Origin of the sequence: Streptomyces sp. V3I7, from assembly GCF_030817495.1 — a bacterium.
GTDB lineage: Bacteria > Actinomycetota > Actinomycetes > Streptomycetales > Streptomycetaceae > Streptomyces.
The window spans coordinates 1,157,571-1,175,696 of the sequence record NZ_JAUSZK010000001.1; the positions used below are offsets into that span (position 1 = coordinate 1,157,571).

Annotated in this window: 19 protein-coding genes; 9 read left to right on the plus strand and 10 right to left on the minus strand. The window is 72.1% G+C overall.

Annotated elements, in window-relative coordinates:
* Window positions 1–106: 106 nt before the first annotated feature.
* Both argH and QFZ74_RS05540 read right to left on the minus strand, forming a co-directional pair.
* Complete coding sequence (argH, locus tag QFZ74_RS05535) at window positions 107–1,531, minus strand: argininosuccinate lyase (RefSeq protein ID WP_307619648.1); 1,425 nt, start codon at window positions 1,529–1,531, stop codon at window positions 107–109.
* Window positions 1,532–1,616: 85 nt separating this feature from the next.
* Entirely contained in the window at window positions 1,617–2,810 is a 1,194-nt protein-coding gene (locus QFZ74_RS05540) for an argininosuccinate synthase (protein WP_307619649.1), read from the minus strand.
* A 103-nt stretch (window positions 2,811–2,913) separates the two neighbouring features.
* Between QFZ74_RS05540 and QFZ74_RS05545 the strand changes: the two genes are divergently transcribed.
* Window positions 2,914–3,501, plus strand: a complete 588-nt coding sequence (locus QFZ74_RS05545) for a pyridoxamine 5'-phosphate oxidase family protein (RefSeq protein WP_307619650.1) — start codon at window positions 2,914–2,916, stop codon at window positions 3,499–3,501.
* A 3-nt stretch (window positions 3,502–3,504) separates the two neighbouring features.
* A complete protein-coding gene (locus QFZ74_RS05550) occupies window positions 3,505–4,206 on the plus strand; it encodes a L,D-transpeptidase (RefSeq protein ID WP_307619651.1) in 702 nt (233 codons plus the stop codon).
* On the opposite strand, the gene QFZ74_RS05555 is transcribed toward QFZ74_RS05550, so the two are convergent.
* Complete coding sequence (locus tag QFZ74_RS05555) at window positions 4,193–5,749, minus strand: sensor histidine kinase (protein ID WP_373462349.1); 1,557 nt, start codon at window positions 5,747–5,749, stop codon at window positions 4,193–4,195. The genes QFZ74_RS05550 and QFZ74_RS05555 overlap by 14 nt on opposite strands.
* Entirely contained in the window at window positions 5,746–6,486 is a 741-nt protein-coding gene (locus QFZ74_RS05560; RefSeq protein WP_307619652.1) for a response regulator transcription factor, read from the minus strand. Before QFZ74_RS05560 ends, QFZ74_RS05555 begins: the two co-directional genes overlap by 4 nt.
* Window positions 6,487–6,651: 165 nt before the next feature.
* Here QFZ74_RS05560 and QFZ74_RS05565 point away from each other — a divergent pair, with 165 nt between their 5' ends.
* From QFZ74_RS05565 to QFZ74_RS05585, 5 genes are read left to right on the plus strand one after another with little or no spacing between them, the layout of a single operon-like run.
* Entirely contained in the window at window positions 6,652–8,013 is a 1,362-nt protein-coding gene (locus QFZ74_RS05565; protein WP_307619653.1) for a ferric reductase-like transmembrane domain-containing protein, read from the plus strand.
* Window positions 8,014–8,055: 42 nt separating this feature from the next.
* On the plus strand, window positions 8,056–8,511 hold the full coding sequence (locus tag QFZ74_RS05570) for an FMN-binding protein (RefSeq protein ID WP_307619654.1): 456 nt from the start codon (window positions 8,056–8,058) through the stop codon (window positions 8,509–8,511).
* 59 nt (window positions 8,512–8,570) lie between these two features.
* On the plus strand, window positions 8,571–9,953 hold the full coding sequence (locus QFZ74_RS05575; protein ID WP_307619655.1) for a ferredoxin reductase family protein: 1,383 nt from the start codon (window positions 8,571–8,573) through the stop codon (window positions 9,951–9,953).
* Window positions 9,954–9,991: 38 nt separating this feature from the next.
* Window positions 9,992–10,801 carry an FMN-binding protein gene (locus QFZ74_RS05580; protein ID WP_307619656.1) on the plus strand — a complete coding sequence of 270 codons (810 nt, stop codon included), beginning with the start codon at window positions 9,992–9,994 and terminating at the stop codon, window positions 10,799–10,801.
* The gene (locus tag QFZ74_RS05585; protein WP_307619657.1) at window positions 10,794–11,594 is read left to right on the plus strand and encodes an FAD:protein FMN transferase; all 801 of its coding nucleotides are present in this window, start codon (window positions 10,794–10,796) and stop codon (window positions 11,592–11,594) included. The genes QFZ74_RS05580 and QFZ74_RS05585 overlap by 8 nt, the downstream gene beginning before the upstream one ends.
* A 25-nt stretch (window positions 11,595–11,619) precedes the next feature.
* On the opposite strand, the gene QFZ74_RS05590 is transcribed toward QFZ74_RS05585, so the two are convergent.
* The 6 genes from QFZ74_RS05590 to QFZ74_RS05615 all read right to left on the minus strand — a co-directional run bounded on the left by QFZ74_RS05590 (window position 11,620) and on the right by QFZ74_RS05615 (window position 17,015).
* Entirely contained in the window at window positions 11,620–12,162 is a 543-nt protein-coding gene (locus tag QFZ74_RS05590) for an arginine repressor (RefSeq protein WP_307619658.1), read from the minus strand.
* Between the two features lie 7 nt (window positions 12,163–12,169).
* The gene (locus QFZ74_RS05595) at window positions 12,170–13,366 is read right to left on the minus strand and encodes an acetylornithine transaminase (RefSeq protein ID WP_307619659.1); all 1,197 of its coding nucleotides are present in this window, start codon (window positions 13,364–13,366) and stop codon (window positions 12,170–12,172) included.
* On the minus strand, window positions 13,363–14,346 hold the full coding sequence (gene argB / locus QFZ74_RS05600) for an acetylglutamate kinase (protein WP_307619660.1): 984 nt from the start codon (window positions 14,344–14,346) through the stop codon (window positions 13,363–13,365). Before argB ends, QFZ74_RS05595 begins: the two co-directional genes overlap by 4 nt.
* On the minus strand, window positions 14,343–15,494 hold the full coding sequence (gene argJ, locus QFZ74_RS05605; protein ID WP_307619661.1) for a bifunctional glutamate N-acetyltransferase/amino-acid acetyltransferase ArgJ: 1,152 nt from the start codon (window positions 15,492–15,494) through the stop codon (window positions 14,343–14,345). Before argJ ends, argB begins: the two co-directional genes overlap by 4 nt.
* Window positions 15,491–16,519: an N-acetyl-gamma-glutamyl-phosphate reductase gene (argC, locus tag QFZ74_RS05610; RefSeq protein ID WP_307619662.1), complete on the minus strand. Its 1,029-nt coding sequence runs from the start codon at window positions 16,517–16,519 to the stop codon at window positions 15,491–15,493. The genes argJ and argC overlap by 4 nt, the downstream gene beginning before the upstream one ends.
* A 64-nt stretch (window positions 16,520–16,583) precedes the next feature.
* Entirely contained in the window at window positions 16,584–17,015 is a 432-nt protein-coding gene (locus QFZ74_RS05615) for a GtrA family protein (RefSeq protein ID WP_307619663.1), read from the minus strand.
* Between the two features lie 207 nt (window positions 17,016–17,222).
* Between QFZ74_RS05615 and QFZ74_RS05620 the strand changes: the two genes are divergently transcribed.
* The gene (locus QFZ74_RS05620; RefSeq protein ID WP_307619664.1) at window positions 17,223–17,648 is read left to right on the plus strand and encodes a MerR family transcriptional regulator; all 426 of its coding nucleotides are present in this window, start codon (window positions 17,223–17,225) and stop codon (window positions 17,646–17,648) included.
* On the plus strand, window positions 17,645–18,085 hold the full coding sequence (locus tag QFZ74_RS05625) for a carboxymuconolactone decarboxylase family protein (RefSeq protein WP_307619665.1): 441 nt from the start codon (window positions 17,645–17,647) through the stop codon (window positions 18,083–18,085). The genes QFZ74_RS05620 and QFZ74_RS05625 overlap by 4 nt, the downstream gene beginning before the upstream one ends.
* Window positions 18,086–18,126: the final 41 nt, after the last annotated feature.

The following is an 18,126-nucleotide window of genomic DNA, read 5'->3' on the forward strand; positions in this document are numbered from 1 at the left end:
ACGGGCTCCGTTCGGTCGACGACTCCTTACGACTCGAGACCAACGTAACCGCGATGAGCGGTTCCATTCCTGCGGGTCCATTCCTGCGGAGTGGACCCGGGTCGGGTCACCTGGCCGTCGTCCACGTCCGCTGGGTCGCCAGCTCCGCCTTCACTTCCGCCAGTTGTACGGCGACTGCGCTCGGCGCCGTGCCTCCGCGTCCGTCGCGGGATGCCAGCGCGCCGGGGACGTTGAGGACCGAGCGGACCTCGGGGGTGAGGTGGGCGGAGATCTTGGCGAACTGCCCGTCCGTGAGGTCGTCCAGTTCCTTGCCCTCGGCCTCGGCGACCTTGACGCACTCGCCGGCGACCTCGTGGGCCACCCGGAAGGGCACTCCCTGCTTGACCAGCCACTCGGCGATGTCGGTGGCGAGGGAGAAGCCGGCCGGGGCCAGTTCCTCCATGCGCTCGCGGTTGACCGTGAGGGTCGCGATCATGCCGGTGAAGGCGGGGAGCAGCACCTCGAGCTGGTCGCAGGAGTCGAAGACCGGCTCCTTGTCCTCCTGGAGGTCGCGGTTGTAGGCGAGGGGAAGCGCCTTCAGCGTCGCCAGCAGGCCCGTCAGGTTGCCGATCAGGCGGCCCGACTTGCCGCGCGCCAGCTCCGCGATGTCCGGGTTCTTCTTCTGCGGCATGATCGACGAGCCCGTGGAGAACGCGTCGTGCAGCGTCACGAAGGAGAACTCCTTCGTGTTCCAGATGATGATCTCCTCGGCGATCCGGGAGAGGTTCACGCCGATCATCGCGGTGATGAAGGCGAACTCCGCGGCGAAGTCACGCGACGCCGTCCCGTCGATGGAGTTGCCGGCGCTGCCGCGCTCGAAGCCGAGGTCGCGGGCGACCGCCTCCGGGTCCAGGCCGAGCGAGGAGCCGGCGAGGGCGCCGGAGCCGTAGGGGGAGACCGCTGTGCGCTCGTCCCACTGGCGCAGCCGCTCCGCGTCCCTGGACAGGGACTGCACGTGGGCCAGCACATGGTGGGCGAAGAGGACGGGCTGGGCGTGCTGGAGGTGGGTGCGGCCGGGCATGGCCACGTCCGGGTGGGCCTCGGCGAGGCCGATCAGCGCTTCCTGGAGGTCGGCGACGAGCGCGCCGATGATCCGGGCGTGGTCCCGCAGGTACATCCGGAACAGGGTCGCCACCTGGTCGTTCCGTGACCGGCCCGCCCGCAGCTTGCCGCCCAGGTCGGGGCCGAGGCGTTCCAGGAGACCGCGCTCCAGGGCCGTATGCACGTCCTCGTCGGCGATCGTGCCCGCGAACGAGCCGTCGGCGACATCCGCCTCCAGCTGGTCGAGCCCCGCGATCATGCGCGTCAGCTCGTCCTCGGTGAGCAGCCCCGCCGTGCGCAGCACGCGCGCGTGGGCACGCGAACCGGCGATGTCGTAGGGCGCGAGCCGCCAGTCGAAGTGGACGGACGCGGACAGCTTCGCCAGGGCCTCGGCGGGGCCGTCGGCGAAACGGCCGCCCCAGAGCCGTACGTCACCGCTGTTGCTGCTCACTGCGTTGCTCCTCGAAGACTAGTGATGTGCCACCGCCTCCCCACCCTTCCAGGTGAGGAGGCGGCTGCCCTGCCAATGACGCGGCCTAGGCCAGGTCCCGCTTGGCCGCGATCTTCGACGACAGGCTGTAGATGTCGATGAAGCCCTTGGCCGCGGCCTGGTCGAAGGTGTCGCCGGTGTCGTAGGTGGCGAGGTTGAAGTCGTACAGCGACGACTGCGAGCGCCGTCCTGTGACGACCGCGCGGCCACCGTGCAGGGTCATCCGGATGTCGCCGGAGACGTGCTGGTTGGCCTCGTCGATGAAGCCCTCCAGGGCGCGCTTGAGCGGCGAGAACCACTGGCCGTCGTAGACCAGTTCGCCCCAGCGCTGCTCGACCTGCCGCTTGTAGCGGGCGAGTTCGCGCTCGACGGTGACGTTCTCCAGCTCCTGGTGGGCGGTGATCAGGGCGATCGCGCCCGGAGCCTCGTACACCTCACGGGACTTGATGCCCACGAGCCGGTCCTCGACCATGTCGATCCGGCCGATGCCCTGGGCGCCGGCGCGCTCGTTGAGCTGCTGGATGGCCTGCAGGACGGTGACGGGCTTGCCGTCGATGGCGACCGGGACGCCCGCCTCGAAGGTGATGATCACCTCGTCGGGCTCACGGGCCTGCGCCGGGTTGGCGGTGTACTCGTAGATGTCCTCGATCGGCGCGTTCCAGATGTCCTCCAGGAAGCCCGTCTCGACGGCGCGTCCGAAGACGTTCTGGTCGATGGAGTACGGGGACTTCTTGGTGGTGGCGATCGGGAGCTGCTTCTGCTCGCAGAAGGCGATCGCCTTGTCCCGGGTCATCGCGTAGTCGCGGACCGGCGCGATGCACTTCAGGTCGGGGGCGAGGGCGACGATGCCGGCCTCGAAGCGGACCTGGTCGTTGCCCTTGCCGGTGCAGCCATGGGCGACCGTGGTGGCGCCGTGCTTCTGGGCGGCGGCGACGAGGTGCTTGACGATCGTCGGCCGGGAGAGGGCGGAGACCAGCGGGTAGCGGTCCATGTACAGGGCGTTGGCCTTGATCGCCGGCAGGCAGTACTCGTCGGCGAACTCGTCCTTGGCATCGGCGACCTCGGCCTCGACCGCACCGCACGCGAGGGCGCGCTTGCGGATGACGTCCAGGTCCTCGCCGCCCTGGCCGACGTCGACCGCAACGGCGATGACCTCGGCGCCCGTCTCCTCGGCGATCCAGCCGATGGCGACGGAGGTGTCCAGACCGCCGGAGTAGGCGAGTACGACGCGCTCGGTCACGGGTTTCTCCTCACAGTGCATTCGCTGTTATGCATGAGTATGCAGCACCCTGCATGATTCGTCAATCTTTCCCGTCCGGCGCGGCGCGCCGATACTCGTCGCCATGGGACAGACCTACGAACGCATAGACGGCAGGCTCCGCACCTTCATCGAGAACCAGCCCGTGTTCTTCACCGCCACCGCGCCGCTCTCCGGCGACGGCACCGTCAACCTCTCCCCCAAGGGCCTCAAGGGTTCCTTCGTGGTCCTCGACGAGCTGACCGTCGCGTACCTCGACTTCGCCGGGTCCAACGCCGAGACGGTCGCCCACCTCCGGGAGAACGGCCGGATCACCCTGATGTGGTGCGCCTTCCAGGGGCCGCCGAACATCGTGCGGGTGCACGGGCGTGGCGAGCCGGTCTTCCGTGACGACCCGCGCTTCCCGGACCTGCTCGCGCGCTTCCCGGACATCGACCCGACGCCGCACGGGCTGCGCGCGATCATCGTCGTGCGCGCCGAGCTCGTCCGGGACACCTGTGGCTACGCGGTGCCCTTCATGGCGTACGAGACGGACCGCGATCTGCACGGCAAGCGCTTCGCGCGCGAGGACGACGCCTCGCTGAGCGCGTACTTCCAGAAGAAGGAACACATCGCCGCCAGCCTGGACGGCCTACCCGGGCTGCCGTTGCCGCTGCCGCCGTCTACCGTCTGAGCCATGCGCCCAGGTGTCGTCGCCGCCGTCGTGTCCGCGTCCCTCCTCGTGCTCGGTGCCGCGCCCGGCGCCGGCCCGGCCCCGCTGCCCGCCCGCCTGGCGGACACCGGGGGCGGCACCCAGCTGATCACCGCTCAGGCGCCGCACGCCGACGCGACGTCGGGCACCGTCACCTGGTGGGACCTGCGCGACGGGCAGTGGGTGAAGGCCGGTTCGGCCACCGCCCGCTTCGGCGCGAAGGGCCTGGTCGAGGGCACCGCCCGCAAGCAGGGCACCAACACGACCCCGGCCGGCCTGTACGACCTCCCGTTCGCCTTCGGCATCAAGGCGGCACCGGCCGGCACGAGCGTGGCGTACCGGCCGGTGCACGAGGAGTCCTGGTGGTGCCAGGACAACGACTCCCGCTCCTACAACCGCTGGAGCGAGCCCCGCCCGGCCGACTGCCGCGCCGCCGAGTCCGAGCACCTGATCACGTACGCGGAGCAGTACGCCCACGCCCTCGTCATCGGCTTCAACTACGACCGGCCGGTGCGCGGCCGCGGCGCCGGCATCTTCCTCCACGTCAACGGCGAGGCGGCGACGGCCGGTTGCGTGTCGGTCCCGGCGGACGCGATGCGCGCCGTCCTCGCGTGGGCGAACCCGTCGTCGAAGCCGCACATCGCGATCGGCACGGAGAGCGGGACGACGGCGATCACGCAGTACTGAGACCGCCGTCCCCGGGCAGCCGCACCGTGAAGGTTGTCGCGCCCGTCCGGCTCGTCAGGCCCACGCTCCCGCCGTGCGCCTCGACCACCGCGGCCACGATCGACAGCCCCAGTCCGGCCCCGCCGCCGGTGGTGGCGTCCGCACGGCGGCGGTGTTCGGCTCGGGTGAAGCGCTCGAAGACCCCGGGCCGGACGTCCGCGGGGACGCCGGGGCCGTCGTCGTGGACGTCGAGCCGGACCGTGGTGCGGTCGGTCATGCCGTCGGTCGTGTCGTCGGTCTCCAGGGACACGGTCACCGTCGTGCCCACGGGTGTGTGCGAACGCGCGTTGGCCAACAGGTTGGCCAACACCTGTTGGAGGCGATGGGCGTCGCCGGTCACCGTCACCGGTTCCTCGGCGAGCTCCAGCGTCCAGTGGTGGCCGGGGCCGGCGGCGCGGGCGTCGGTGACGGCGTCCAGGACGAGGCGGGTGAGGTCGACGGGGTGACGCTCCAGGGGGCGGCCGGCGTCCAGCCGGGCCAGGAGCAGCATCTCGTCGACCATCTTGCCCATCCGGGACGACTCCGCGGCGATGCGCTCCAGCGCCCGGGTGACCTCGGGCGGCACCGGTCCCGGATGCAGCAGGGCGAGCTCCGCGTGGCCGCGGACCGAGGCGACCGGGGTGCGCAGCTCGTGGCTGGCGTCGGCGGCGAAGCCGCGCAGCCGCTCCTCGCTGGCGTGGCGTTTGGTCAGCGCGTCCTCGACGTGGCCCAGCATGCGGTTGAAGGCGGTCGCGACCCGGCCGACCTCGCCGCGCGGGTCGGACTCCGGTGCCCGTGCCGGCAGGGCAACCTCCCCGCTGGCGAGCGGGAGTTCGCTGACCCGGACGGCGGTGTCGGCGACCCGGCTCAGCGGCCGCAGCGACCAGCGCACCCACACGGCTCCGGCGACTCCGGCCGCGGCGAGGGCCAGGCCGAAGACGCACGCCGCGACCAGTTCCAGGCGGTGCACCGCGGCCTCCACCGGCTCCAGCGGCAGGCCGACGATCAGCACGTCCCCGTCGAGTCCCCGCGCGGCGAGGACCCGGTAGTGGTCCAGGGCGGAGAGGTCGACGGTGTGTGCCCGGCCGTCGACCGGGACCCGGGCGAGCCGTGTCCCGTCCTGGCCGGTCAGGCGCACGCCCAGGTTCGCGGTGAGGTCGTCGGGGCGCACGAGCGCCTTGTTGGTGACCCTTCCGTTCACCAGACGGGCCGCGAAGGTGCCGGGGGCCTGTCTGCGGGTGTCGCCGTACTCGTCGCCGTCGTGGTCGTCCGGGAGCCGCCCGTGGTGTTCCAGGCTCGCCGGGAACCGGGTGCCGACCTGGGCGAGCTGCTGGTCGAGGCGCTCGGTGAGGAAGCCGCCCAGCTCGACCACGGCGGCCACCCCGACCGCCGCGCAGCTCACCGCCAGCAGCACCACCAGCCCGGCGGTGAGCCGGGCCCGCAGGGTCCGGGGGCGGGGCAGGCGCAGACGGAGACGCAGAGGCAGACGCGGCCGACGGTCACGTTCCGTGCCGGCGGCGGTCACACGACCACCGGCTTGAGCACGTACCCGGCCCCGCGCACCGTGTGGATCATGGGCTCGCGGCCCGCGTCCACCTTCTTGCGCAGGTACGAGATGTACAGCTCGACCACATGGGCGCGGCCGCCGAAGTCGTAGGACCACACGTGGTCGAGGATCTGCGCCTTGCTCAGCACGCGCCGCGGGTTGCCCATCAGGAACCGCAGCAGCTCGAACTCGGTCGGCGACAGTTCGATCAGCGCGCCGGCCCGGGTCACCTCGCGGGTGTCCTCGTCCATGGCCAGGTCGCCGACGACCAGCCGCGCCCCCTCCTCCAGCTGCCGGGCCATGCCCGCTCGCCGCAGCAGTCCGCGCAGCCGGGCGACGACCTCCTCCAGGCTGAACGGCTTGGTGACGTAGTCGTCGCCGCCCGCGGTGATGCCCGCGATGCGGTCCTCGACGGCGTCCCGCGCGGTGAGGAAGAGCACACACACGTCCGGCTTCACGGTGTGCAGTTCGCGCAGCACGGCGAAGCCGTCGGTGTCCGGCAGCATCACGTCGAGGACGACGGCGTCGGGCAGCAGCTCACGGGCGGCACGCACCGCGCCGGCTCCGTCGCCGGCCGCGCGCACCTCCCAGCCCTCGTAGCGCAGGGCGCCGGTGAGCACCTCGGCGAGGTCGGGGTCGTCATCGACGACGAGCACGCGCAGCGGGGTGCCGTCGGGGCGGGTGAGGGCGGGGCGGCCGGAGCGGGTGGTGTTCATCGCGTCTTCCAGCATCGCCCCTGTTCCGGGCGTCCGGCGGCGCCGGGAGCTGTGAGTTTCCTCTGAGTGGCACCGGGCGGGACCGGTACGGCGCCCGCTCAGAGGTCCCTCAGAAGTTCGCCCCGCACAGTTGCGTACCTGGCGGACGGACGAAGGGACGCACTCATGACCACCGTGCACGAGCGGCACGCGGCGAGCACGGCGCCTGCCTCACGGCCGACCTCGCGGCGGCGCTCACCGGCCGGCCCCGTGCTCGCCGTGCTGTGGGCCGGGGCGGCCGCCGTGATCGCACTGTGGTGGGCGGACACCGGCCCGGTGGTGAGTGCGGCGGACTGGTTCACCGGGGCCGGGCGGATCACCGGTCTGCTGTGCGGGTACGCCTGCGCGGTGCTCGTGGGTCTGATGGCCCGGGTGCCGCTGCTGGAGTCGCGCGTCGGCTCGGACCGGGTGGCGCGCTGGCACGCAATGGCGGGCCGGTACACGGTGTGCCTGCTGCTCGCGCACGTCGCGCTGATCGTCGCCGGCTACTCGGTGCAGGACCGCACCTCGCTCCTCGGCGAGGCGCTCGCGGTCGTCCACCTGCCCGACATGCTCAAGGCCACCGCCGCGACGGCCACCCTCCTCACGGTGGGGTTCGTCTCGGCGCGGGCCGTGCGCCGCCGGGTCAGCCACGAGTTCTGGTTCTACGTCCATCTCCTCACGTACGCCGCGGTCTTCCTGGCCTTCGGCCACCAGGTTGGGCTGGGCGGCGACTTCACCGGCAACCGTGTGGCGACCGCTTTCTGGTACGCCCTGTATCTGGGCGACGCGGGCCTGGTCTGCTGGTTCCGGATCCTCGCCCCGGTGCGGCTGAACCGGCGCCACCGGCTTCATGTCGAGTCCGTGCACCAGGAGGCGCCGGGCGTGTACTCGGTCGCCGTCCGCGGGCGGCGGCTGGACGAACTGGGCGCGCGGCCGGGGCAGTTTCTGCGCTGGCGGTTCCTCGCACCGGGGACCAGCTGGACGTCGACGCCGTACTCGCTGTCCGCGCCGCCGCGCCCCGACCGGCTGCGCATCACGGTCAAGGCGCTCGGCGACCACAGCGCGGCCGTGGCACGACTGCGGCCGGGCACCCGTGTGTGGGCGGAGGGCCCGTACGGGTCGCTGACCGCCGACCGTGCCGGTGCGCACCGGTCCCTGCTGATCGCGGGCGGCGTCGGCATCACGCCGCTGCGCGCCCTGTTCGAGACGCTGCCCGGCGAGGTCGCCCTGATCTACCGCGCCCGCACGGCAGAGGACCTCGCCCTCGCCGGCGAACTGGAGGCCATAGCCCGGTGGCGCGGGGCGCAGCTGCTGTACGCGCTGAACGGACCGGCGGGACAGCGCCCGGGCATCACCGCCGAGTGGCTGTGCGCGGCCTTCCCTCAGGTCGCCGGGTACGACGTGTACCTCTGTGGTCCGCACGGCTTCGCGCGGTCGGTGTACGAGGCGCTGCGCGCGGCCGGGGTGCCGGACCGGCGCATCCACCACGAGTCGTTCGAGCTGTGAGAGCCGAAACACCGCCGGAGGTACGAGAGTTGTGAGGCCGTCGTGCACGCCCTGAAGAAGAACAGTCCCCTGCGCCGCATCGTGCTGGCGAGCGCCGCCACCGTCACCGGGACGGTGCTCCTGCTCGCCCTGAAGCCGCACGCCGGTCCGGCGGCGACGATGGGCGCCCCCTCGTCCGTGCCGGCCGGCACCGCGCACGCCACCGCCGGGACTGACGGCGGCACCAGGACCGTCACCGGTGATCCGGTGCAGACCCGCTGGGGGCCCGTCCAGGTCCGCGTGACCACCGAGGACGGCAGGCTCACCGATGTCACCGCGGTGCGCTCCCCGGACGAGAGCCCGCGGGACCGGGCGATCAGCCGCTACGCCCTCCCCCTGCTGCGGCAGGAGGCGTTGGCCGCGCAGAGTGCGGACATCGACGCCGTGTCGGGAGCCTCGTACACCAGCGGTGGCTACCGCCGGTCGCTCCAGTCCGCGCTCGACTCGGCGGACCGCTGAACACGCGGCAGGTCCGGCGCGTATCTGTGGGTCAAGGGTCCCGTCCCCACGGAGGAACCGTGACCACCACGCTCGCGGGCGGACGTGCCGCCCGCCGTCAGACGTTGCGCCGCATCCGCCCGCGCCGCTCCCCCGCCGTCCCGCTGCTGCTCGGTGTGGGGGCGGGGGCGGCCGGGGTGCTCTGGCTCTGGTGGCACAACACGCCGTCCATCGCGGACGACACCGGCAGGATCCTGGGCGCGGGCCGGATCACCGGGCTGCTGGCCGGGTACCTCATGGCGCTGGTCGTGCTCCAGATGGCGCGGGTGCCCGCGCTGGAGCGGCGCGTGGGTTCGGACCGGGTGGCGCGCTGGCACGCGATGAGCGGCCGCTACACGCTCTGCCTCGTCCTCGCGCACGTCTTCCTGACCATGTGGGGCTACGCGCTCCAGGCGGGCAGGTCGCTCGGCGACATCGTGCGGCAGACCGTCGACTCCGTCGAACAACTGCCGGACATGGGGAAGGCCGCGGCCGGCACCGGGCTGCTGGTGCTCATCGGGCTGGTGTCGATCGGCGGACTCCGGCGCCGGATGCCGTACGACACCTGGTACCACCTCCACCTGATGACGTACGCCGCGGTGTTCCTGACGTTCTGGCACCAGATCAGCACCGGCAACGACTTCGCGCTCGAACCGGCCGCGAAGACCTTCTGGTACGGGCTGTACGGCACGGTGACCGCGCTGCTGCTCTGGTACCGCATCCTCACCCCGATCCGGCTCAACCTGCGCCACCGGATGCGGGTCGAGGCGGTGATCGAGGAGACGCCGGGCATCGTGTCGGTGCTGATCAGCGGGCGGAAGCTGCACCGGATGGGGGCCGAGGCGGGCCAGTTCTTCCGGTGGCGGTTCCTGGCCCCGGGCATGCGGTTCAGCTCGCACCCGTACTCGCTGTCGGCGGCGCCGCGCCCCGGCATGCTGCGCATCACCGTCAAGTCGCTCGGCGACCACAGCAGCCGGCTGCGCGAGCTGCGCCCCGGCACGCGGGTATGGGCCGAGGGCCCGTACGGCGCCCTGACGGCGGCCCGGCGCAGCTGCGGCAAGGTGCTGCTGGTGGCGGGCGGCGTCGGCATCACGCCGATGCGCGCGCTGTTCGAGACGCTGCCCGGCGCGGCCGGCGACCTGACGCTGCTCTACCGGGCCAACACCACCCAGGACCTGGCCCTGTGGGACGAGCTGGCCACGATCGCCGACGAGCGCGGGGCCCGGCTGATGTACGCGGTGAACAGTCCTCAGGGCGAGCGGCCGGACATCTCGGCGGAGAACCTCCGGCTCAAGATCCCGGACATCGACGACCACGACGTCTTCATGTGCGGGCCGCCCGGCTTCGCGCAGTCGGTGTACGAGGCGCTGCGCGGCGCGGGGGTCCCCGCCCGCCGCATCCATCACGAGTCGTTCGAGATGTGAGCGACGGCAATCCACGCGACGTCAGGAGAACGGTCCAGATGAGGAAGAACCACCCGGTACGACGCATCGTGCTGGTCACCGCCGCCACCGTGTCCGGTGTCGTCCTGCTGCTGTCGCTCAAGCCGGCGTCGGGCCCGGAGTCCGAGGCGGCGGGCGCGGCGGGCGCGGCGTCAGCGCGGAGCGGCGCGGCCCAGGAGCCGGCGCGGGGCGACGCGCAGGGCGACGCGCAGGCCGCCGGCCCGGGCACGGTCACCGGCGACGTGGCCCGGACACAGTACGGCGCCGTGCAGGTGCGCCTGACCGTGCGCGACGGCAAGGTCACCGGGGCGGAGGCGGTGCTGGCGCCCAAGGGCGGCACCAGCAGCCAGAAGTCGGCGCTCGCCATTCCCCGGCTCAACCGGGCGGCGGTGGCCACGCAGAGCGCGCGGTTCGACTCCGTCTCGGGGGCGACGTACACGAGCACCGGGTACAAGCAGTCGCTCCAGTCGGCGCTGGACCGGATGAAGACGGAGACCGGCGGCTCCTCCCCCTCGGCGTCGCCGTCGGCATCGTCCTCCAAGGCCGCCGGGGCCGCGTCCCGGACCCTCACCGGCAAGGTCTCGCAGACGCCGTACGGGCCGGTCCAGGTCCGGATCACGGTCAGCGGCGGCAAGGTCACCGCGGCGGACGCGGTGCGGGCGCCCGAGGGCGGCACCAGCAGCCAGAAGACCGAACTCGCCGTGCCCCGCCTCAACAAGGAGGCCGTGGCGGCCGGGAGCGCGGACATCGACGCCGTCTCGGGTGCCACGTACACCAGCACGGGCTACCGGAAGTCGCTCCAGTCCGCGCTGGACCAGGCCGGTGACTGACACGGTGGCCGGGTCCGCGGGGTCCGCCTCCGAGGTGCGGCACGCGGAGGAGGTGATGGGGACCGTCTTCTCCTTCGACGTACGCGGCGGGGAGCCGGCCGAGGTGCGGGCGGCGCTCGACGAGGCCGTGGCCGCACTGCACCGCGCCGACGCGGTGTTCAGCACCTACCGCGAGGACAGCCAGGTGTCCCGGCTGGCCCGCAAGGAGCTGACGGTGGCCGACTGCGATCCCGAGGTCGCCGAGGTGCTCGCGCTGGCGGCCGAGGCGGAGCGGGTGAGCGAGGGCTGGTTCAGCACGACGTACGAGGGACGGCTCGACCCGACCGGCATCGTCAAGGGCTGGGCCGCCGAGCGCGCCGCGCGGCGGATCGCGGCGGCCGGGGTGAACGGCGTGAGCGTGAACGGCGGCGGGGACGTCCAGATGACCGGGACCCCCGAGCCGCACCGGTCTTGGCGCGTCGGGATCGCCGATCCGCTGCGGCCGGGCGGCCTGGCGGCGGTGATCTCGGCGGCCGGTGCGGCCGAGCTGGCGGTGGCCACGTCCGGCACGGCGGAGCGCGGCGCCCACATCGTGGACCCGCGGACGGGGAAGTCGGCGGTGACCGACCTCGTCTCGGTCACCGTGGTCGCCCCCCGGCTGACCTGGGCGGACTGCTGGGCCACCGCCGCGTTCGCGATGGGGTCACGGGCGGGCCTGGCGTGGCTGGAGAGCCTGCCGGACGTGGAGGCCCTGCTCATCACGGCGGGCGACGAGGTGCGGTGCACCGGAGGGTTGGCGTCCCGGCTCGGATGAGCAGGGGCGCCAACTCCTCTGCCTGCTAGCCCTTCTGAGCCAGCCTCAGCAAGTGATCCGCCAGCCCCTGTCCCCCCTGCGGATCCCTGCTGATGAGCAACAGCGTGTCGTCACCGGCGATCGTCCCGAGGATGTCGTGCAACTCCGCCTGGTCGATGGCCGAGGCGAGGAACTGCGCGGCCCCCGGGGGGGTTCGCAGGACCACGAGGTTGGCGGAGACCTCCGCCGAGATCAGCAACTCCTGCGACAGCCGCCGCATCCGCTCTTCCTTCGCCGACTCCCCCAGCGGAGCGCGCGGCGTGCGGAAGCCGCCCTCGCTCGGCACCGCGTAGATGAGGTCGCCGTCGTTGTTGCGGATCTTCACCGCGTTCAGCTCGTCCAGGTCCCGCGACAGCGTCGCCTGGGTGACGGTCAGTCCGTCGTCGGCGAGGAGCTTCGCCAGCTGGCTCTGCGAGCGCACCGGCTGCCGGTTGAGGATGTCCACGATCCGGCGGTGGCGTGCGGTACGGGTCTGCGGAACGGCAGGCCCCGCGGTCTGCTCGTGCTCGTGGTCCTGCGGCTGGCTCATCGTCGTCTCATTCTCCGGATCGTCCTTCCCCATGGGCTGCGTCGAGGACGCCGGGCAGCGCCCGGAGAAACGCCTCCGTCTCGTCGTCGCCGAGGGTCAGCGGCGGCATCAGCCGTACGACGTCGGGAGCGGGCGCGTTCACCAGGAGGCCGGCCTCCTGAGCCGCCTGCTGCACCTGCGGTGCGAGCGGCTCCGTGAGCACGATACCCAGCAGGAGGCCCGCTCCCCGGACATGGCCGGTCAACGGGTGGCCCAGGGACTCGATGCCGTCGCGCAGCCGCTCGCTCTGCCGCTTGACGTTCGCCAGCAGTCCGTCGTGCGCGATGGTGTCGAGGACGGCGAGCCCGGCGGCGCAGGCGACCGGGTTGCCGCCGAAGGTCGTCCCGTGCTGGCCGGGCTGGAGCAGGGTGGAGGCGCGGCCGAAGGCGACGGTGGCGCCCAGCGGCAGTCCGCCGCCGAGGCCCTTGGCGAGGGTCACGACGTCGGGGAGCACGCCCTCGTGGCGCTGGTACTCGAACCAGTTCCCGGTACGGCCGATCCCGGTCTGCACCTCGTCCAGGACGAGCAGGGAGCCGGTGGCGGCGGTGATGGCGCGGGCCGCCTTGAGGTAGCCGGGGGGCGGGACGACGACGCCGTTCTCGCCCTGGATCGGCTCGATGACGACCAGCGCGGTCTCCTCGGTGACCGCCGCGGCGAGCGCCTGGGCGTCGCCGTAGGGTACGTGGGTGACGTCGCCGGGCAGCGGCCGGAACGGCTCCTGCTTGCCGGGCTGGCCGGTGAGCGCGAGGGCGCCCATGGTGCGGCCGTGGAAGCCGCCCTCGGTGGCGACCATGTGGGTACGTCCCGTGAGCCGGCCGATCTTGAAGGCGCCCTCGTTGGCCTCGGCGCCCGAGTTGCAGAAGAACACCTTGCCGTCCCGGCCGAAGAGCTCCAGGAGCCGTTCGGCGAGGGCGACGGGCGGTTCGGCGATGAACAGGTTGGAGACGTGGCCGAGGGAGGCGATCTGCCGGGAGACGGCGTCGACGACGGCCGGGTGGGCGTGGCCGAGTGCGTTGACGGCGATGCCGCCGACGAAGTCGAGGTACTCCTTGCCGTCGGCGTCCCACAGCCGGGTGCCCGCGCCGCAGGCCAGGGGCAGGCGCGGGGTGCCGTAGTTGTTCATGAGCGCGCCCTGCCAGCGCTCGGTCAGTTCCTGGTTGCTCACGACTCCCCCTGTTCGCCAGGCAGTTGGTCCTGCTTCTCGCCGGGCTTCTCGTCAGACTTCTCGCCGGGCTTCTCGTCAGACTTCTCGCCGGGCTTCTCGTCGGGCACGACCATCGTGCCGATGCCCTCGTCGGTGAAGATCTCCAGCAGGATCGAGTGCTGGACCCGGCCGTCGATGACGCGGGCGGTCGTGACCCCGCCGCGTACGGCGTGCAGGCAGCCCTCCATCTTGGGCACCATGCCGGCGGACAACTCCGGCAGCAGCTTCTCCAGTTCGGAGGCGGTGAGGCGGCTGATCACCTCGTCGCTGTGCGGCCAGTCCTCGTAGAGGCCCTCGACATCCGTGAGGACCATGAGGGTCTCGGCCCCCAGCGCAGCAGCGAGTGCCGCAGCCGCCGTATCAGCATTGACGTTGTAGACATGTCCGTCGTCCTCGCTCCGGGCGATCGACGAGACGACCGGGATACGGCCGTCGGCGAGCAGGGCCTCGATCGCCCCCGTGTCGATCGCGGTGATCTCGCCGACCCGGCCGATGTCGATCAACTCCCCGTCGATACGCGGTCGATGGCGGGTGGCCGTGATGGTGTGGGCGTCCTCACCGGTGAGGCCGACGGCGAACGGGCCGTGCTGGTTGAGCAGTCCGACCAGCTCGCGCTGCACCTGCCCGGCCAGCACCATGCGGACGACGTCCATGGCGTCCTCGGTGGTGACCCTCAGGCCCGCCCGGAACTCGCTGACGATGCCGTGCCGGTCGAGGGCGGCGCTGATCTGCGGGCCGCCGCCGTGCACGACGACCGGCCTCAGGCCGGCGTGCCGCAGGAAGACGACGTCCTGGGCGAAGGCGGCCTTCAACTCCTCGTCCACCATGGCGTTTCCGCCGAACTTGATGACGACCGTCTTGCCGTGGTGCCGGGTCAGCCAGGGCAGCGCCTCGATGAGGGTCTGCGCCTTGGGCAGCGCGGTGTGCTTGCGGGTGCTCATGAGGAGTAGGCGCTGTTCTCGTGGACGTAGTCGGCGGTGAGGTCGTTGGTCCAGATCGTCGCCGTCTGATGGCCGGCGGCGAGGTCGGCGACGATGTGGACCTCGCGGTAGCGCATGTCGACGAGGTCGCGGTCGTCGCCGACGCCGCCGTTCCTGCACACCCAGACGCCGTTGATCGCGACGTTGAGCCGGTCCGGCTCGAAGGTGGCCTTCGTCGTCCCGATCGCGGACAGGACACGGCCCCAGTTGGGATCCTCGCCGTGGATGGCGCACTTGAGGAGGTTGTTGCGGGCGATGGAGCGGCCCACCTCGACGGCGTCCTCCTCGGTCGCGGCGCCCACCACCTCGACCCTGATGTCCTTGCTGGCGCCCTCGGCGTCCCGGATGAGCTGCTGGCCGAGGTCCTCGCAGACGGCACGGACGGCGGCGGCGAACTCCTCGTAGTCCGGGGTGATTCCGGACGCGCCCGAGGCGAGCAGCAGCACGGTGTCGTTGGTGGACATGCAGCCGTCGGAGTCGACGCGGTCGAAGGTGACGCGGGTGGCGTCGCGCAGCGCCTTGTCCAGGACGGCGCTGTCGGCGTCGGCGTCGGTGGTGACGACGACGAGCATGGTGGCGAGGCCGGGGGCGAGCATGCCCGCGCCCTTGGCCATGCCGCCGACGACCCAGCCGTCCTTGGTGACGACGGACGTCTTGTGGACGGTGTCGGTGGTCTTGATGGCGATGGCGGCCTTCTCGCCGCCGTGCTCGGAGAGTTGGGCGGCAGCCGTGTCGATCCCGGGGAGCAGCTTGCCCATGGGCAGCGTGACGCCGATGAGGCCGGTCGAGCAGACGGCGACCTCGGCGGCGCCCACACCGAGCACGTCGGCGGCCTTCTCGGCGGTGGCGTGGGTGTCCTGGAAACCCTGGGGCCCCGTACAGGCATTGGCACCACCGGAGTTGAGCACCACCGCCGACAACTGGCCGCTCTTCAGCACCTGCTCGGACCACAGGACGGGCGCGGCCTTCACACGGTTGGAGGTGAAGACGCCCGCGGCGGCGCGGCGGGGCCCGGTGTTGACCACGAGGGCCAGGTCCGGGTTGCCGTTCTCCTTGATCCCGGCGGCGATGCCCGCGGCCGTGAATCCCTTGGCTGCCGTGACGCTCACGGTGCGACTCCGATCGTGGAAAGTCCGGTGGTCTCGTCGAGCCCGAGGGCGATGTTCATGCTCTGGAGGGCGCCGCCCGCGGTGCCCTTGGTCAGGTTGTCGATGGCGCTGATCGCGATGACACGGCCCGCGTCGGCGTCGTACGCGACCTGTACCTGGACGGCGTTGGAGCCGTGCACGGACGCGGTCGCGGGCCACTGCCCCTCCGGGAGGAGGTGGACGAAGGGCTCGTCGGCGAGGGCCTTGTCGTAGGCGGCGCGCACGGTCTCGGCGGTGACGCCGGGCCTCGCCTTCGCGCTGCACGTGGCGAGGATGCCGCGGGGCATCGGCGCGAGGGTCGGTGTGAAGGAGACGGTGACCCGTTCCCCGGCGACCGCGCTGAGGTTCTGGATCATCTCGGGCGTGTGCCGGTGCGCTCCCCCGACGCCGTACGGCGACATCGAGCCCATGACCTCGCTGCCCAGCAGGTGCGGCTTGGGCGCCTTGCCCGCGCCGGAGGTGCCGGACGCGGCGACGACCACGGCCTCGGTCTCGGCGAGCCCCGCGGCGTACGCCGGGAACAGTGCGAGGGAGACGGCGGTCGGGTAGCAACCGGGCACCGCGATGCGCTTGGACCCCTCCAGCGCGGCGCGGCGACCCGGAAGTTCCGGCAGGCCGTAGGGCCAGGTCCCGGCGTGGGCGGAGCCGTAGAACCGTTCCCACGCACTCGCGTCCTCAAGCCGGAAGTCGGCCCCCATGTCGACGACGAGCACGTCCGGCCCGAGCCGCTCGGCAACGGCGGCGGACTGCCCGTGCGGCAGCGCGAGGAAGACGACGTCGTGCCCGGCGAGGGTCTCGGCGGTGGTCTCCTCCAGCACCCGCTCGGCGAGCGGCAGCAGGTGCGGCTGGAGCGCACCGAGCCGCTGACCGGCGTTGGAGTTGCCGGTCAGGGCTCCGATCTCGACCTCGGGGTGCGCGAGGAGCAGCCGCAGGAGCTCTCCGCCCGCGTACCCGCTCGCTCCGGCCACCGCCGCACGTAGTGTCATGCCACCCTCCTCTGGATGGCATGACTATACGCATCCTTGCACGTTTATGCAATCGCTCGGATGTCTATGCACTCGGCACCTGCGGCTGCGGCCGGTCCTCCGCCCCCTCGGCGCCGGGCAGCATGATCAGGCGCGAGACGACGAAGGTCACCGGGACCGCCACCGCCGAGGCGAGCAGCGGGGCGAAGCGGCTGCCGGCGTGCAGCACGTCGACGACCACGTAGACGCCCGCCGTGGTGACCAGGAAGTTGGCGGCGTTGGTCAGCGGGAACAGCAGGAACTTCCGCAGGGTCGGCCGGACCCGGTAGGTGAACCGCGCGTTCAGGAAGAAGGACCCGGTCATGCTGATCCCGAAGGCCAGGACGTGCGCGACGAGGTAGGGACACCACGTCAGGAGCAGCAGGTAGAGGGCGTAGTACGTGGCCGTGTTGACCACACCGACCACCGCGAAGGTGAGGGCCTGCCGGGATATCCGACGGGCGCGGGCACTGCGCATCAGAAGCCGAGATCCTTCGTCCGTTCCACGCGGCCGCCGTACGGCGATGTCAGGCCGCGTCAGGGCGAGTTGGCCTTGCGCGCAGCGTACGCCCCCGGACGAGGTCGACGCCCTCGTGGCCGGTGTCCGCGCAGCTCAGAAGTACTTCGCAGGGTGATCGCGAAGGGTGCTTGACCTGGAGCGTGCTCCAGGTTCTACGGTTTTCTCATGACCAGCGGACAGCCCCTCCCGCAGGACCGGGAGACCACTTTGACCATCGCCCGGGTCGCCCAGCTGACCGGGCTCTCGCACGACACGCTGCGCTACTACGAGAAGGCCGGCCTGATCGAGCGGGTGGGGCGGAGCGCCGGGAACCAGCGGCGCTATCAGGCGGCGGACGTGGCGTGGCTGGAGTTCCTGCTGCGGCTGCGCGAGACGGGGATGTCGATCGCCGACATGCAGCGCTTCGCCCGGCTGCGGGCGGCGGGGGACGTCACGGTCGCCGACCGGCTGGAGCTGCTGCGCGAGCACCGCGCCGAGCTGGCGGACCGGATCCGGGCGCTGCGGCGCAACGCCTCCGCGCTGGACGACAAGATCACCCATTACGAACGGCTGCTGGACGGACGGCGGCCGGGAACGGACGAGTCGAGATGAGCGAGAGCACCACGCGCGAAGAGCGGTTCACCCACGGCCTGGACGTCCTGAAGCGGGTCGACGGCGAGGCGGGGCAGCGGGTCGTCGACTCGCTCGACGACGTCAGCCCCGAACTCGGCCACCAGATCGTCGCCTGGGCCTTCGGCGAGATGTACGACCGCCCCGGCCTCGCCCCGCGCGACCGCCAGCTGGTGACCCTGGGCATACTCACCGCCCTGGGCGGCTGCGAGCTGGAGCTCGACGTGCACGTCAACGCGGCGCTGAACGTCGGTCTCACCCCGGAGCAGATCGTGGAGGCGCTGCTGCACTCCGCCGTCTACGCCGGTGTCCCGAGGGCGCTGAACGCGACCCTGGCGGCGAAGAAGGTCTTCGCCGAGCGCGGGCTGCTGCCGCTGGGCGAGACGTCGGCGGCCGCACCCGCGGGGCAGGAGGCATGAGCGCGTCAGGGGAGCCCGGTGTGCGGGCGTAGGGTCGGCGG